The sequence below is a fragment of the Spinactinospora alkalitolerans genome, from assembly GCF_013408795.1.
Lineage (GTDB): Bacteria > Actinomycetota > Actinomycetes > Streptosporangiales > Streptosporangiaceae > Spinactinospora > Spinactinospora alkalitolerans.
This window is the reverse complement of sequence record NZ_JACCCC010000001.1, coordinates 3,707,374-3,723,220: the sequence shown is the minus strand read 5'-3', so window position 1 is coordinate 3,723,220 and position 15,847 is coordinate 3,707,374. Positions and strand designations below refer to the sequence as shown.

Below are 15,847 nucleotides of genomic sequence, written 5' to 3'. Positions count from 1 at the left end.
ATCCCCCCTGGTAGACCCGGCGACACGGTCGCCGGACCGCCTGCCCGTCGGCGCCGGCACGCCGCACGGATGACCCTTTCCCGACGTTCTCGCGACCGGTGAGGTTTCTTCCATGAGCGTATGCTTCCGGCGCCTGCGGACATTCGGCGCCGTGCTCGCCTCCTGCCTACTCCTTCTCGTGCTGGCGCCCACAGTGGCCCACGCCGACAGCGGCTCCGACGACCCCGAGTTCCGCGCCCTCCTGTTCACCAAGACCGCGGGCTATCGGCACGACTCCATCCCCTCCGGCATCGCGCTCTTCGAGCGGCTCGCCGAGGAGAACGACTTCGAGGTCGAGCACACCGAGGACTCCGCGGTCTTCAACGACGCCGACCTGGCCACCTTCGACGTGATCATCATGTTCCAGGCCTCCGGCATGGTCTGGGAGACCGACGAGCAGCGACAGGCCGTCCAGGACTACGTGGCCGGCGGCGGCGGGATCGCGGCGATCCACAACGCCACCGACATGGGCATCGAGAACGATTTCCCCTGGTGGGACGACCTGGTCAACGCCGGTGCCCACATGCCCACCCACTCACCCGGCGTGCTCCCGGGCACGGCGAAGGTGGCCGACCGCGTCCACCCCTCGACCCAGGGCCTTCCCGCCGTCTGGGAGCGCGAGGAGGAGTGGTACAACTTCGACGTCAACATGCGCGGAGACGTGCACGTCCTGGTCACCGCGGACGAGACGACCTACGACCCCGGACCCGACGCGATGGGCCACGACCACCCGATCTCCTGGTGCCGGGAGGTCGACGGGGCCCCGATCTGGGCCACCGCGATGGGGCACCCCAGCGACGCCTACAGCGAACCCGAGTTCATCGACCACCTGCTCGGCGGCGTGCGCAGCGCGGCCGGGGTCGAGGCCGCCGACTGCGGCGGCACGGTCTGGGACAACTATGAGAAGGTGACGCTGGACGGCGACACCTACGACCCGCTGCAGCTGGCCGTCGCCGATGACGGCAGGGTCTTCTACATCCAGCGCCAGGGCCAGGTCCAGGCGTTCGACCCTGAGACCAACCGGACGTCGACGATCGGCGAGCTCGACGTCTACACCGGCGGCGAGGACGGGCTGGTCGGCCTCGCACTGGACCCCGACTTCACCGAGAACGGCTGGGTCTACCTGTACTACGCACCGGCCAGCGAGGACGACACCGATCCGGCCAACATGGTCAACCGGGTGTCGAGGTTCACCGTCGCCGACGACGGCGCGCTGCTCGACCTCGATTCGGAGTCGGTGCTGCTGGAGGTGCCGGCGCTGCGCGAAGAGGAACCCGGACACACCGGCGGCGCGCTGGAGTTCGGTCCGGACGGCGACCTGTTCATCGGGGTGGGCGACGACACCAATCCCTTCGCCTCCGACGGGTACACGCCGATCGACGAGCGGGAGGACCGCGAGCCCTGGGACGCCCAGCGCACCGCCGCCAACTCCGCGGACCTGCGGGGCAAGCTGCTGCGGATCACCCCGCAGGACGACGGCTCCTACACCGTGCCCGAGGACAACCTGTTCAACGGCGGCGCGTGGGACGACCTGTTCCCCGGGCAGACCTACGACCCGGAGCTGGCGCTCCCGGAGATCTATGCCATGGGGTTCCGCAACCCGTTCCGCTTCACGGTCGACCCCGAGACCGGCGACGTGCTGATGGCCGACTACGGGCCGGACGCCAACACCGCGAACCCCGACCGCGGCCCGGAGGGGCTGGTCGAGTGGATGGTGATCGAGGAACCGGGCAACTTCGGCTGGCCGTACTGCCACGGACCGAACATCGCCTACACCGACTACGACTTCGCGACAGGGGAATCCGGTGAGGAGTTCGACTGCGCCGCACCGGTCAACGACTCGCCCAACAACACCGGGCTGACCGAGCTGCCCCCCTCGGTGGCCCCCGACTTCCACTACGGCTACGGCCCGTCCGAGGAGTGGCCGGAGCTGGGGACCGGGTCGGCCTCGCCCATGGCCGGACCGGTGTACCACTACGACCCCGACCTGAACTCCGACCGCAAGTTCCCCGCCTACCTCGACGGCAAGAACCTCTTCTACGAGTGGGGTCGGCACTACATCAAGGAGGTCGGCCTCGACGACAACGGCGACGTCCTGGACATCACTCCGTTCCTCCCCGACGTCCGGTTCGAGTACCCCATGGACATGGAGTTCGGTCCGGACGGCGCGCTCTACCTGCTGGAGTGGGGCGCCGGGTTCGGCACCGGCGGCGAATCCGGCCTGTACCGGATCGACTACACCGCGGGGGTGGGCTATCCCAAGGCCGCCGCGTCCGCCGATCCGACCAGCGGCGGGGTGCCGCTGGAGGTGCGGTTCTCCTCGGAGGGCACCGGCCACCCGAACCCGGAGGAGACGCTCGACCTGCACTGGGACTTCGGCGACGGCGCGACGTCGACCGAGGCCGACCCGGTGCACACCTACACCGAGGCCGGCGACTACGTCGCGCAGCTGACGGCGACCGACTCCGCGGGCCGCGTCGCGACCGCCAATGTCGAGGTCTCCGTCGGCAACACCGAGCCGGAACTGGAGATCGCGGCGCCCCCGGAGGGCGGGTTCTTCGAGTTCGGTGACGAGGTGGCCGTCGAAGTCACGGTGACCGACGCCGAGGACGGTTCGACCGAGGACGGCACGATCGACTGCGACGACGTGACGATCACCGCGGCGCTCGGCCACGACGAGCACGGCCACCCCATGGAGCAGTACCAGGGCTGCGAGGCCACCGTGCCGACCCTCTCCGACGACGGCCACGGCGCCGAGGCCGACCTGTTCTACGTCCTGTCGGCCGAGTACACCGACAGCGGCGGCGAAGACGGGGCGGTCGACCCGCTGACCGGCAGGGACGACGTCGTGCTGCAGCCCAAGCGCAAGCAGGCCCAGCATCACGACATCGCCGAGGGCGTGACCACGGCGGAGACCACCGACATCGAAGGAGGGCACCTCCATCTGACCGACATCCAGGACGGGGACCACGTCTCCTACTCGCCGGCCAACCTGAGCGGGATCGAGGAGATGGTCTTCCGCGTCGCCTCCGCCGACGGCGGGGGGCGGATCGAGGTGCGGGCCGACGCACCCGACGGTGAACTGCTGGGCGCCGCCGACGTCGGTGCGACCGGCGGTCGGCAGGTCTGGGAGGACGTCGCGGCCGAGATCACCGATCCCGGCCGCACCGTCGATCTGTACCTGGTGTTCACCGGGTCCGGCGACGACCTGTTCAACTTCAACTTCGTCGAGTTCGTCGGGCAGGGCGTGGCGCTCGACAGCAGGCCCCGCATCACTCTGACCAGCCCGGAGAACGGAGCCGAGTTCGACAGCGGCGCCGGGGTCACGCTCAGCGCCGACGCGACCGACGTCCGGCACGACATCGAGAAGGTGGAGTTCTTCGCCGGATCGACGCCGATCGGCACGGTCACCGAGGCCCCCTACGAACTGGATTGGGACGCGCCCGACGGCCGGCACCAGGTGAGGGCGCGCGCCACGAGTGAGAGCGGGTTCACCCGGGACTCGCGGTGGGCGGGCATCCTCGTCGGCAGCGAGGAGGTGCGCGAGCCGTGGACCACCTACACCAACACCGAGGCGGAGTTCCTGCAGCACGGCGACGACGCGTGGGTCATCGACTCCGGCGGCGCCAACATGTGGCAGGGGACCGACGAGTACGGTTCGATCTTCCAACCCGATGCGGTGGGCGAGGAGTTCACCGCGACGGTGCGGATCGACTCCCAGGAGGCGGCCGCGGCCCGGGCCAAGGCCGGGATCATCGTCCGCGACGACATCACCCTGCCCGGGCGGTCGCCCGGCTACGTCGCCATGACGATGACCGCCTCCGACGGGCCGGAGATGCTGTGGGACTCCGACGGAGACGGCAGCATCGACACCTCGGCGTTCGGGGACGCGGGCGGTGACAAGCCGGTCTGGCTGCGGCTGGAGCGTTCCGGTGACGTGTTCACGGGTTCCTACTCGACCGACGGCGAGGAGTTCGTCGTGGTCGAAGAGGTGACCGTGGCGTCGGCGGCCGCGCGGCAGGACATCGGCATGGTCGTGACCGCGCACTCGGCCGATTCGACCAGCCGGGTGGAGTTCGCCGACTTCGTGCTGGACGGCGGCACCGATCCCGGGGACCCGCCGTCCGTGGCGGCGCAGACCGACCCGGGGGAGCCGGACGGCGCCAACGGCTGGTACACATCGCCGGTCACGGTGACCCTCACCGCCGACGACCCCGATGCCGACATCGAGTACCGGCTGGGCGGCGGCGACTGGACCGGCTACACCGAGCCGGTCACCGTCGACGAGGACGGCGAGCACACCCTGGAGTACCGCGCCGGCAACGACGCCGGCACCTCGGAGCCGAAGGCGCTGGAGTTGGCCGTCGACGCCTCGGCGCCGGAGGTCGCGATCAGCGGCGTCGAGGACGGCGGCACCCATGGGCTGCTCGACGCGATCGAGGCCGAGGCGTCGGCCGAGGACCCGGTCTCGGGGGTGGCGTCGGTGACGCTGGCCCTGGACGGGGAGGAGATCGACTCCCCGGCGGTGCTCCAGCGCCTCGAACCCGGCGAGCACCTGCTCACGGCGCAGGCCTCCGACGAGGCCGGCAACACCGCCGGCGCCGAGGCGGCCTTCGAGATCACCGTGACCCACGACGAGGCCGCCGAGCTGGTGGCCGACTACCAGGACGAGGAGGTCCTGACCGACAAGCAGGCCAAGAAGATGACGCAGCACCTCGCCGTGGCCGAGAGGCACGCCGACAAGGACAGGTCCGAACAGGCGGGCAAGGCCCTGGACCGGTTCGACGCGGAGGTCGAGGGCGTCGCCGACGACGACGCCCGGACCCTGCTGCTGGCCGTGTCCGGCGCGCTGCGCGGGTAGCGGCCGCGCAACGGCCCCACCGAGACGGGGAGCGGTCCTCACGAGCGGCCGCTCCCCGCCCCAGGAGCCCCGCCCCAGGAGATGAGGAGTGGACATGGCAGCACGCACCCGGTCCGGCGGGCACCGGTCCCCGCCTGAGGCCGAGCCGGCACCGGCGCGCCCAAAACCGTGGCCCGTCGTGTCCGCGCTGGTCGCCGCGCTGGTCGTCGTCGCGGGGATCGCGGCGATCGTGGTCCTGCGGGAGCCCCCACCGGGCCCGGATCCGCAGCGGGTCGCCGAGCTGGAGGCGTCGGAGGACGCGCGCCACGTCGAACAGGTCGGTGAGCTCGTCGATCAGACCCGCGCGGCCCGCGAAGCGCTGCTCCCGGTCCTCGAAGGGCTCGACGCCGCCCTGCCCGCCGACGGCTCGGCCCCCGCCGGCGAGCCCGGGGACGACGAGGTCGCCGGATGGCGGTCGACGGCGGACGACGTGGCCGCCGACTTCCAGACGGCGCCCTCCGGCGACACCGGGCACAACGTCGCCCGGGGCGGGCTGCGCTCGGCAGTGGAGCTGCTCGCCTCCTCGGTCTCGGTCTACGAGAGCGCCAGGGAGGCCGAGGGCGACCGGCGCGAGCGGCTGGAGGAGACCGCGGGGGAGCTGCGCACCCAGTCCGTCCGGGCCTGGTCGGTGGCCGCGACCCAGCTCGATGTGGTGAGCATCGACGCGGGCCACGGCCACGTGCACATCTTCCTGCCCGCATCCCCGGGCAGCGAGGCGCTGATCCCCGATTCGGCGCCCGAGGGGTCCGGCGCCCGCGGGGAGGCCGACGGGTGACCGGCCGCACAGGGGCCCGGCCCGCCGGCGCCCCGGCGGTGGGCCCGGCCGCGGCGGACGCCCGCCGCGGCCCCATGCCCGGTCTCGCCGGTGTGCCGGCGCCGGCGAGACCGGTCCGACCCCGTTCCCCGCTCCCCCCGACCACCGGCTCCGTACACCGTTCGCGTTCCTGGAGGTAGCACGACCATGGCCCGCCCGATCACCCTGTTCACCGGCCAATGGGCCGACCTGCCGTTCGAGGAGGTCTGCCGACTGGCGTCCTCGTGGGGCTACGACGGACTGGAGATCGCCTGCTGGGGCGATCACTTCGACGTCCGGCGGGCCGTCGGCGACGACGGCTACGTCCGGGCCAAACTGGACACCCTCGCCGAGCACGGCCTCAAGGTGTGGGCGATCTCCAACCACCTCACCGGCCAGGCCGTCTGCGACGACCCCATCGACCATCGGCACCGCGACATGCTGCCCGCCCACATCTGGGGCGACGGCGACCCCGAGGGGGTGCGCGGCCGGGCGGCCGAGGAGATGAAGCTGACGGCGCGGGCCGCGGCCCGGCTCGGCGTCTCGACGGTGGTGGGCTTCACCGGATCGGCCGTCTGGAAGTACGTCGCCATGTTCCCGCCGGTCTCGGAGGCGGTGATCGAGGCGGGCTACACCGACTTCGCCGACCGGTGGAACCCGATCCTGGACGTCTTCGACGAGGTCGGCGTGCGATTCGCGCACGAGGTGCACCCCTCGGAGATCGCCTACGACTACTGGAGCACCGTCCACGCGCTGGAGGCGGTGGGGCACCGCGAGGCGTTCGGGCTGAACTGGGACCCCAGCCACATGGTGTGGCAGGACGTGGACCCCGCAGGGTTCCTGTTCGACTTCCGCGACCGGATCTACCACGTGGACTGCAAGGACACCCGCCGCCGCACCGGCAACGGCCGCAACGGCCGGCTCGGGTCGCACCTCCCGTGGGGCGACCCCCGCCGGGGGTGGGACTTCGTCTCGACCGGCCACGGCGACGTGCCCTGGGAGGACTGCTTCCGCACGTTGAACCGGATCGGCTACGAGGGGCCGATCTCGGTCGAATGGGAGGACGCGGGCATGGACCGCCTGGTGGGCGCCGCCGAGGCCGTGCAGTTCGTCCGCGCCCACGCCTTCGATCCCCCGGAGACGTCCTTCGACTCCGCCTTCGGCTCGGAGTGAGCGGAGCGCCTTCCCTCACCGCCGCGGTCCTGACGAGTCTTGAGCGCCCTACCGCCGCGGCGTCCCGGCCGCCGCCTCACTCCCCGGCGGGCGCCGCGAACCTCCGTTGCGCCCGCGCCCTGGCGCGGGCGGCCTCTTCTTCGCGGGACCGCGGCGGGGCCGCGGTCACCAGCGAGTCGAGCAGCTCCGACGTCGCGGCCGCGACGGCGTCGACCGCCCGGTCGAACGCCGCCTGGTTGGCGGCCGAGGGCCTGGTCGACCCGCTGATCTTGCGGACGTACTGCAACGCCGCGTCGCGGACCTCGGTGTCGGTGGCCGGCGGCGCGAAGTTGTGCAGGCGGCGGATGTTGCGGCACATGGCCTCAACCTATCCGCCGGGTCGGACACGCGCGCTCGATGGCGGGGACGGCGGCGTCCCGGACCGCAGGCGGCGCGTGGCCGGTGAGCCCCGGGGGAGACGGGCGGCAGGAGCCGGGCGGGCGCACACGGTGCCCGCCCGCTACATCGCGGCGCGGCCGCCGTCCACCGTGTAGACGCCGCCGGTGATCCAGTTCGCCTCGTCGCCGGCCAGGAAGAGCGCCAGCGCCGCGACGTCCTCCACCTCGCCGAGCCTTCGCAGGGGGAACCGCAGCGCCGCGGCGGCGTTGGCCTCGGCGTCGCTGCGCGCGTCCGCTCCGCGCTCCTGCCGGGACCTGGCCACCAGCGGCGTGAAGATCGTTCCGGGGCAGATCGCGTTGACCCGGATGTTGGCGGGGCCGTACTCCACCGCCATCTGCTTGGTCATCGCGATGACGCCGCCCTTGGCCGCGGTGTAGGGGAAGATGCCGGCGATGCCGACCAGGCCGCCCATGCTCGCCTGATTGATGATGACGCCCCGGCCCCGTTCGACCATGTGCGGCAGCGCGTACTTCGACGTCAGCCACACGCCTTTGAGGTTCACGCCGATGATCCGGTCCCAGTCCTCCTCGGTGGTGTCGGCGGCGCTGCCCGCTCCGGAGACGCCGGCGTTGGCGAAGACGACGTCGATCCGGCCGAACCGCGCGAGCGCGCCGGCCGTCATCCGCTCGGCGTCCTCGGCGCGGGACACGTCGGCGGACAGCGCCGTCGCCGGGTGGCCGAGGCCCTCGATCTCCTCGGCCACCCGGTCGGCCGCCGCCCGGTCGAGGTCGACGCAGGCGACCGCGGCCCCCTCCTCGGCGAACCGGAGGGCGCTGGCCCGGCCAAGCCCTGATCCGGCGCCGGTCACCAGCGCCACCTTGCCCGCCAACCGCCCCGGCGTCCGCATGCGCTGTCCCTTCCGATGGGGGGAGTCGATGTCCGAGTAGTCCCGGATAACACGGCGATATCCATGATAATGAACATGAGAGTATGGGGTGCGGTTCAGTACGTCAACGAGGAGGGCGGGCCGGAAGTGGAATCGGATTTCGTCACCAGGACGGCCCTGGTGACCGGGGGCGCCAGCGGCATCGGCGCGGCCATGGCGCGCCAGTTCGTCGCAGCGGGCGGAAGGTGCGTGATCGGCGACGTCCAGGACGAGCGCGGCCGGGCCCTCGCGCGCGAACTCGGACCCGGCTGCCGCTACGAGCACCTCGACGTCACCGACGAGGACGACATGCGGGCCGCGATCGACCGCACCGTCGACGCGTTCGGCGCGCTGGACTGCTTCTTCGGCAACGCGGGGATCGTGGGCGCCCTGGGACCGATCGAGCGGACGCCCGCCCCGGCCTGGGACCGCACCGTTTCGGTCCTGCTCCGCAGCGCGTTCCTGGGCGTCAAGCACGCGGTGCCCGTCATGCGGTCGCAGGGGAGCGGGGCGATCGTGTGCACCGCCAGCGTGGCGAGCCTGCGCGGCGGGCTCGGGCCGCACGCCTACACCGCGGCCAAGCACGGCGTCTGGGGATTGGTCCGGTCGGTCGCCGCCGAGATCGGGGCCTACGGGCTGCGCATCAACTGCGTGGCTCCCGGCGGAACGGTCAGCGCCCTGTCGGCGTCGCTGGTCTCGGGCGACGGCGACGACCTCGACGCCGCGTACCGGCGCCTGGCCGCGGCCTCGTCGAGCGGCCGGCCGACCACGGCCGACGACGTCGCCTCGGCGGCCCTGTTCCTGGCCGGTCCCGGCGCCGCGCGGATCAACGGCGCCTGCCTCGCGGTCGACGGGGGCGACGACCTCGTGGCCCACAAGGCGCGCGGGTACTTCGAGGCCGACGGGTCCGAGCGCTGAGGAGGGCGGCCGCTCGGCCGCGCGGCTATTCGCCGGGCACCTCCCGGGGCATCTGCCGCAGGGAGGCGAGCAGGAAGGCGACCAGCTCCCCGGCGTAGCGGCGCCGGTCCTGCTCGACCCGTGCGCGCAGGTGCGGCGGCGTGGCGATCGCGTGGTTGATCACCGCGCCGCTCAGGGCGTCGAGCAGCAGCGTCACCGGGGTGCGCGGATCCAGCTCACCCCTTGCGACGGCGCGCTTCACGATCGCCCTGGCCGCGCGGACCTGGGACTCGCGCACCTTCTGCCAGCGCTGCGCGATGCCGGGGGTCGCGTGCGATTCGACCGCCATGCGCCGCGCGGCCAGGCCGTCGGCGCCGGTGAACAGGTCCAGCAGGAGATCGGCCAGCTCCAGCAGGTCCGCGTGCACGTCGCCGTTGTCGATCTCGGCGATCGGGGCGAAGCGGCTCGCCACGGCCTCGGTCAGCAGGTCCTCCTTGCTGTTCCAGCGCAGGTAGACCGAGGCCTTGCCGACCCCGGCCTCGCGGGCGACGGCCTCGATGCCGAACCCGGCCCAGCCGACCCGCCCGAACACCTGCATGGCGGCCGCGGTGATCCGCCGGTCGACGCCGGGGTCCCGCGGACGCCCGCTGCGGTCCTTCCGGGGCGTTGCGTTCATGGGGCCAAGATTTCCACATCGGCCGGGCCGCCGACGACGACGGGGTTGACTTCCTGAACGGGAAGCGTTCACCATTGCCGTTAATGCACGGCGAGCGTTCAGCAAGGAGTCACGTGTCGACTGGATTCAGCGCCGAGGCCGAGGACTTCGGCCGGTCCGTTGCCGGCGTCCTCGACGACCAATGGGGGGACGCGACGGCCGCGCCAAGCGGCGACCTCGCGAAACTGTGGCGGACAGCGGCCGAGCAGGGGTGGTTCGAACTCGCGGAGGAGGGGGCCCTGGACTTCCTGGTCACCGCCGTCAGGGAACTCGGCCGCAGAGCCTGCCCGCTCCCCCTCGCCGACGCCTACGCCGCCGGGCTGCTGCTCGACGCGGACCGGCGCGCCGCGGTCGCCTCCGGCGAGCTGCGGCCGGTGCTGGCGCTCGCCGACGATCTCGCGGCGCGGGAGTTCGACCACCTCGACGCGGCCCCGGAGGCGACGCACGTCCTGGTGGTCCACCCGGACGGCGGGCCGGTGCGCCTGGCGCCGATCACCGGCGTCGAGCCGGCCCCCGGGCTGGCGGTCCCGCCGTGGTCGCGCGTCAGCACCGCCGGGGCCGCGCCGATCGGCGACGCCGACCCCGCGACCGTCGAGGAGGCCCTGACGGTCGCGTCGCTGGGGCTGGCGGTGCGGGCGCTGGCCGCGGCCGAGCGCGCCCACGAGATGGCCGTCGAGCACGCCAAGGTGCGGCGGCAGTTCGGCAGGGCCATCGGCGGCTTCGGGGCGGTGCAGCAGCGCGTCGCCGCCTGCCACATCGAGGTCGGCGCGGGCGGCGCGCTCGTCCGCGAGGCGGTCGGCCACGCCCTGGCCGCGAGCCCCGACCGGGTCCTCGCGGGCGAACTCGCCGCGCACCACGTCCGCGAGACCGCGACCTCGATCATGTTCGGTGCCCAGCACACCCTGGGCGCGGTCGGCTTCTTCGAGGAGCACGAGGCGGCCTGGCTGTTCCGCCGGGTGCACGCCGACGTCGCCCGGCTGCGCGCCGGCGCGCGCCGCGGAGGCGGGATCGCCGAGGCGCTGGTGGAACAGGGGCGGTCGCTGCCGGGGTTCAACGTCGGCCCCGCTGCCGAGGCGCTGCGCGCCGAGGTCCGCGCCCTGCTCGCCGAGCACAGCGAGACCGATGAGCACGGAGTGCGGCGCCACGACGCGGATCGGCTGCGCGCGGCGATGGCCGAGCGCGGGCTGTTCGGCATCGGCTGGCCGGAGGAGGCCGGCGGCCGCGGGGCCGGCGTCGCCGAGCAGGCCGTCCTCAACGAGGAGATGAAGTACGCGCGCGGGCCGGTCGACCGTGCGATGAGCGCCGTGATGCTGCTCGGGCACTCGATCCTGCTGCACGGGACCCCGGAGCAGAAGGCGGAGTTCCTGCCCCTGATCAGGCGCGGCGAGCTGGACTTCTGCCTCGGCTACAGCGAGCCGGAGTCGGGCTCGGACCTCGCCTCCCTGCGCACGAGAGCGGTGCGCGACGGCGACGACTGGATCGTCAACGGCCAGAAGTCCTGGACCACGAGGGCCCACACGGCCAGCCACGTCTGGCTGGCCGTGCGCACGGATCCCGACGCCGCACCGCGCCACGCCGGCATCACGATCTTCCTGGTGCCGATCGACACCCCGGGCATCGGGATCCAGCGGCACACCGCGCTGTCCGGCGAGGTCTCCTGCACCGTCTTCTACGACGACGTGCGGGTGCCCGACACCATGCGCGTCGGCGAGGTCAACGGCGGATGGCGGGTGATCACCGACGCGCTGGCCGCCGAGCGCGTCGTCATGGGCGGGATCGCGGCCACGCTGCTGCGCCAGCTCGACGACCTGCTGGCGCACCTGCGCGCGGACCCGGCGCGCACGCTCGGCCCGCACGGTTCGTGGAAGCGGGAGCGGCTGGCCTCGCTGGCGGCCCGGCTCCAGGCCGCGCGCGCCCTCGTCCTCGCGGCGACGCGGGCCATGGCCGACGGCGGCGCGTCCCGGCTGGCCGCTCCGATGGCCGGGGTGCTCGGCGGCGAACTGGCCGAGGACTTCGGCCAGGGCGTGCTGGAACTGCTGGGCCCGCAGGCGGCCCTCGGCGCTGATGCGGCCCGGGCGCCGAGCGGCGGGGTGTTCGAGCAGGCGCTGCGCACCGCCCCGATGTTCGTCATCGGCGGGGGCACCAACGACGTCCAGCGCGCCATCATCGCCCGCGGCCTCGGCCTCGCCCGCGAGGAGCGCGCGGCGGGCTGAGTACAAGGCTTCCGTTTCGCGGATGTTTTAACGTGCATAGAGCGACTCGGGATTCGGCCCCACTCACCGAAGGCTCGAACCCCAGCCCAAGGAGGGGTCCGCGGTGACCGGGCGATCCTCTCGTGTGGCCGTAGGCCCCCAAAGGGATCGCCCCGGCGCCGCGCCGCCCACGCCGCCTGCGTGGGCGCCGGGCCGAAACCGCGGTGTCGGTCTGTGCCCACGGCGTCGGCGTGCGCTTCGCGCGCGGGAGGGCGGTTTCCGTCTATGGGCCTTCGGCCACGCGAGAGAGTCGTCCACCCGCACGCCGTCCCTCCTGGGGTTGGGCTTGAGGACCCTCTGGGGTCAATGCTGAAACTCAAGGTCGAGAAGCGTCGGCGGGTCAGGCGCTCAGAGCGGCCAGCCGGTGTGCAGGTCGGTGCCGACGTGCAGGGTGATGGTCTTGTCCTCCAGCAGGGCGCCGCCGCCTTCGACGCGCAGGCGGTCGAGGTAGGTGCCCCAGCCGATGATCGAGCGGTCCTCGCCGCGGCCGGTGAAGAGGAAGTAGGACGCGATCTCGACCAGGCCCGGCTCCAGCCAGGTGGTCCTGGGGCTGACGACGAAGTGCCGCTTGTCCGATGGGTCGGCGGCCAGCCGGTCGCGGTAGAACCCGGCGATCGCCTCGCGCCCGACGAAGTCGCCCAGCCTGGTGTGGAGTGCGCCGTCCTCGGTGAACAGGGCCGCCACGGCTTCGGGGGTCGGCGCGTCGAGGGTCTCGGCGTAGCGGTGGAGGTGGTTGCGCGCCGCCTCCGCCTCCTCCAGCCGCCGGACCCGCAGCAGCAGCGCCTCGAGTCCGGGCTCGGCGCCCGCCCCGGCGTTCGCCGCACTCGTCCCGGTCATGTCGTTCACGCCTTTCCGGTCTCGGTGGATCGTGTCCCCGCCAGCGGTCTCGCGCGCTCCCACGGCGCCAGGGCGACCAGTTCGGCCAGCGGAGTCCGCGCGCCGACCCCCGTGCGGCAGCGCGCCAGCGCGGCCGGCATCCCGATGGCGACCGCGCCGGTGACGAGCCCGTCGCCGGAGTACAGCGCGAGGAACCGTCCGGCCTCCAGCGCCCCGTCGACCACGGTGAGCGCGTCGTCGGGGTCCGGCGTCCCGAGGCACTGGATCCTGGCGCCGTACTGGTCGCTCCAGAAGTAGGGCACCTCGCTCAGCGGCCGCCGATCGGCCGGGTCGGCGAGCAGGTTCGCGGCCACCAGCGAGGCGGTGTCGCCCGCGCCGCTCCAGTGCTCGAACCGGACCGTGCCGTTGCCGTGCGGGTGCGGCATGCGGGCGACGTCGCCGACGGCGAAGACCTCCTCGATCGAGGTCCGGCCGGTCCGGTCGCACAGGACGCCGTCGTCCAGCGCGATCCCCGACCCTTCGAGCCACTCGGTGTCGGGGACCGAGCCGACCGCCACGACGACCGCGTCGGTGTCGATCGCGCCGCCGTCGGTGAGGACCACCCGCTCGACGCGCTCCTCTCCCTCCGCCGAGGTGACCCCGGCCGCGCAGTGCAGCCTCACCCCGGCGTCGCGGTGCAGGGAGGCGACGGACTCGCCGACGGCAGCGCCGAGAACGCGGGCCAGCGGCTGCCCCAGGCTCTCGACGAGCGCGACGTCGAGCCCGAGGGCGCGGGCGCTCGCGGCGACCTCGCAGCCCAGGACACCGGCGCCGACGACCGTCAGGTGGGCGGCCGACCGCGTCGCCGCCCGCAGGGCGAGGCAGTCCTCCCAGGTGCGCAGCGTGTGCACGCCGCCGAGGGAACCGAAGGCGCCGATCGTGCGCGCCCGCACCCCGGTGGCGATCACCAGCCGGTCGAACGCGATGCTCTCGCCCGTGTCCAGCGCGACCCGGCGGTTCTCGGCGTCCAGCGAGACGGCGCGGGCCGACGTGCGGACGTCGATGCCGAGTTCGGCGTAGCGCTCCGCGGGGCGCAGCAGCGCGGCCTCGGCGGGTTCGGCCTCCTGGGTCAGCAGGGTCTTGGACAGCGGCGGGCGGTCGTAGGGAAGGCGGCTCTCCGCGCCGACGAGCGTGACGGGGCCCTCGTGTCCGAGTCGGCGCAGCTTCTCGGCGGTCCGCAGACCGCTGAGGCCGCCGCCCACGATGACGATGGTGTCGGCGCTCATTGTTCTCCCGTCTCCTTGACCCGTGCCCGCAACGTGACTAACGTTATTTTCATTATCATCAAATAGGCGTCCGTTGTGAAGGCCGCAGGCCGGTGGAGGTCCACAGCATCGTGTCGATGACCGAACGTCCAGAGCTGTTCATCGGAGGACGCCGGATTCCCGCGAAGGGGACGCGGCGCGCCGAGGTGCGCAATCCGGCCACGGGGAACTACGTCGGGAGCGCGGCCCTCGCCTCGGCCGCCGACATCGACGACGCCGTCGCCGCGGCCCGCGCGAGCTTCGACGCCGGGGTCTGGGCCGGCGCACCGCCCGAGCGGCGCGCGGCCGTCCTGCGTGCGGCGGCCGATGCGCTGGACAAGCGCGCGCCCGAGCTGGCGAGGCTGATCACCTCCGAGCTCGGCTGCCCGATCTGGTTCAGCGAGCGCGCCCACGTGCCCAACCCGATCCGGCACCTGCGCTACTACGCCGACATCGCCGAGGACTTCGACTACGACGAGCACCGCACCGACGGCGTGAACACCAGCGTGGTCACCAGGGAGCCGGTCGGCGTCGTCGCCGCCGTCACCCCGTGGAACGGCCCGCTGAGCACACCGGCGCTGAAGGTCGCACCGGCCCTGGCCGCGGGGTGCTCGGTCGTCCTCAAGCCCCCGCCGGAGACCCCGCTCTCCGCCCACGCCCTCGCCGACGCCCTGTCGGAGGCGGGGCTTCCCGAAGGCGTCCTGAGCGTCGTGCCCGGCGACCGCGCCGAGGGCGAGCACCTCGTCGGCCACCCCGAGATCGACAAGGTCGCCTTCACCGGCAGCTCGGCCGCAGGCAAGCGGATCATGGCGGCCTGCGCCGACCGGATCGCCCGGGTGACGCTCGAACTCGGCGGCAAGTCCGCCGCGGTCATCCTGGACGACGCCGACGTCGACGCGGTGGTCCCCGCCCTGCTGCCGATGGCGCTCATGGTCAACGGCCAGGCCTGCATCGCCCAGACCCGGCTGCTGGTGCCCAGGTCGCGGGAGGCCGAGATCGTCGACGCGCTCGCCCAGGCCCTCGGCGCCCAGCGCGTCGGCGACCCGATGGATCCGGCCACGATGATCGGCCCCATGGTCAGCCGGCGCCAGCGCGACCGGGTCGAGGGCTACGTCCGCACGGGCCGGGACGAGGGCGCGCGGGTGGTCGTCGGCGGGGAGCGGCCGCACCTGCCGCCGGAGCTGGCCGGCGGCTGGTTCGTGGCGCCGACACTGCTCGCCGGTGTCGACAACGCGATGCGCGTCGCCCGCGAGGAGATCTTCGGGCCGGTGCTCGCGGTCATCGCCTACGGCGACGACGACGAGGCCGTCTCGATCGCCAACGACTCCGTCTACGGGCTCTCCGGCTCGGTCTGGAGCGGCGACGGCGACCGCGCCATGGCCGTCGCCCGCAGGATGCGCACCGGAATGGTGAGCATCAACGGCAGGCCCCAGTCCTTCGGCACCCCCTTCGGCGGCTTCAAGCAGTCGGGGATCGGCCGCGAGATGGGCCCGGAGGGCTTCACGACCTACCTGGAGACCAAGTCCATCGCGGTCGGGTCATAGGGCGTGTCCGGTGGGTCGATGTCCTATTGTGCGGCGCCTCACAGAGGCGCTTCGCGCGGTCGCGAAGCGCACGCGGGCGTGCCGCCCGCCACGGACGTACCCGCGAACACA

General features: G+C 73.1%; 11 protein-coding genes. 6 read left to right on the top strand and 5 right to left on the bottom strand.

Annotation, left to right across the window (positions count from 1 at the left end; all coding sequences use genetic code 11):
• Nucleotides 1–112 precede the first annotated feature (112 nt).
• From HDA32_RS16485 to HDA32_RS16475, 3 genes are all read left to right on the top strand, one after another.
• Nucleotides 113–4,900 carry a ThuA domain-containing protein gene (locus tag HDA32_RS16485; protein WP_179644036.1) on the top strand — a complete coding sequence of 1,596 codons (4,788 nt, stop codon included), beginning with the start codon at nt 113–115 and terminating at the stop codon, nt 4,898–4,900.
• A 94-nt stretch (nt 4,901–4,994) separates the two neighbouring features.
• Nucleotides 4,995–5,714 carry a hypothetical protein gene (locus tag HDA32_RS16480; RefSeq protein WP_246334379.1) on the top strand — a complete coding sequence of 240 codons (720 nt, stop codon included), beginning with the start codon at nt 4,995–4,997 and terminating at the stop codon, nt 5,712–5,714.
• A 186-nt stretch (nt 5,715–5,900) separates the two neighbouring features.
• Nucleotides 5,901–6,905 (top strand): sugar phosphate isomerase/epimerase family protein, encoded by a 1,005-nt coding sequence (locus tag HDA32_RS16475; RefSeq protein WP_179644035.1) that lies wholly within the window; start codon nt 5,901–5,903, stop codon nt 6,903–6,905.
• 76 nt (nt 6,906–6,981) lie between these two features.
• On the opposite strand, the gene HDA32_RS16470 is transcribed toward HDA32_RS16475, so the two are convergent.
• A complete protein-coding gene (locus HDA32_RS16470) occupies nt 6,982–7,263 on the bottom strand; it encodes a DUF2277 domain-containing protein (RefSeq protein WP_179644034.1) in 282 nt (93 codons plus the stop codon).
• A 141-nt stretch (nt 7,264–7,404) separates the two neighbouring features.
• Complete coding sequence (locus tag HDA32_RS16465; protein WP_179644033.1) at nt 7,405–8,190, bottom strand: SDR family NAD(P)-dependent oxidoreductase; 786 nt, start codon at nt 8,188–8,190, stop codon at nt 7,405–7,407.
• 75 nt (nt 8,191–8,265) lie between these two features.
• Here HDA32_RS16465 and HDA32_RS16460 point away from each other — a divergent pair, with 75 nt between their 5' ends.
• A complete protein-coding gene (locus HDA32_RS16460) occupies nt 8,266–9,126 on the top strand; it encodes an SDR family oxidoreductase (protein ID WP_179644032.1) in 861 nt (286 codons plus the stop codon).
• A gap of 25 nt (nt 9,127–9,151) precedes the next feature.
• Here HDA32_RS16460 and HDA32_RS16455 read toward each other — a convergent pair whose 3' ends face one another.
• Complete coding sequence (locus HDA32_RS16455; RefSeq protein ID WP_179644031.1) at nt 9,152–9,781, bottom strand: TetR/AcrR family transcriptional regulator; 630 nt, start codon at nt 9,779–9,781, stop codon at nt 9,152–9,154.
• Between the two features lie 113 nt (nt 9,782–9,894).
• Between HDA32_RS16455 and HDA32_RS16450 the strand changes: the two genes are divergently transcribed.
• Entirely contained in the window at nt 9,895–12,033 is a 2,139-nt protein-coding gene (locus HDA32_RS16450) for an acyl-CoA dehydrogenase family protein (protein WP_179644030.1), read from the top strand.
• Nucleotides 12,034–12,420: 387 nt separating this feature from the next.
• Here the strand turns inward: HDA32_RS16450 and HDA32_RS16445 are convergent, their stop codons facing one another.
• On the bottom strand, nt 12,421–12,909 hold the full coding sequence (locus HDA32_RS16445) for a nuclear transport factor 2 family protein (protein ID WP_179644029.1): 489 nt from the start codon (nt 12,907–12,909) through the stop codon (nt 12,421–12,423).
• A gap of 5 nt (nt 12,910–12,914) precedes the next feature.
• Nucleotides 12,915–14,174, bottom strand: a complete 1,260-nt coding sequence (locus tag HDA32_RS16440) for an NAD(P)/FAD-dependent oxidoreductase (protein ID WP_179644028.1) — start codon at nt 14,172–14,174, stop codon at nt 12,915–12,917.
• A 116-nt stretch (nt 14,175–14,290) separates the two neighbouring features.
• On the opposite strand from HDA32_RS16440, the gene HDA32_RS16435 reads away from it, so the two are divergent.
• Nucleotides 14,291–15,736: an aldehyde dehydrogenase gene (locus HDA32_RS16435; protein ID WP_179644027.1), complete on the top strand. Its 1,446-nt coding sequence runs from the start codon at nt 14,291–14,293 to the stop codon at nt 15,734–15,736.
• Nucleotides 15,737–15,847 lie beyond the last annotated feature (111 nt).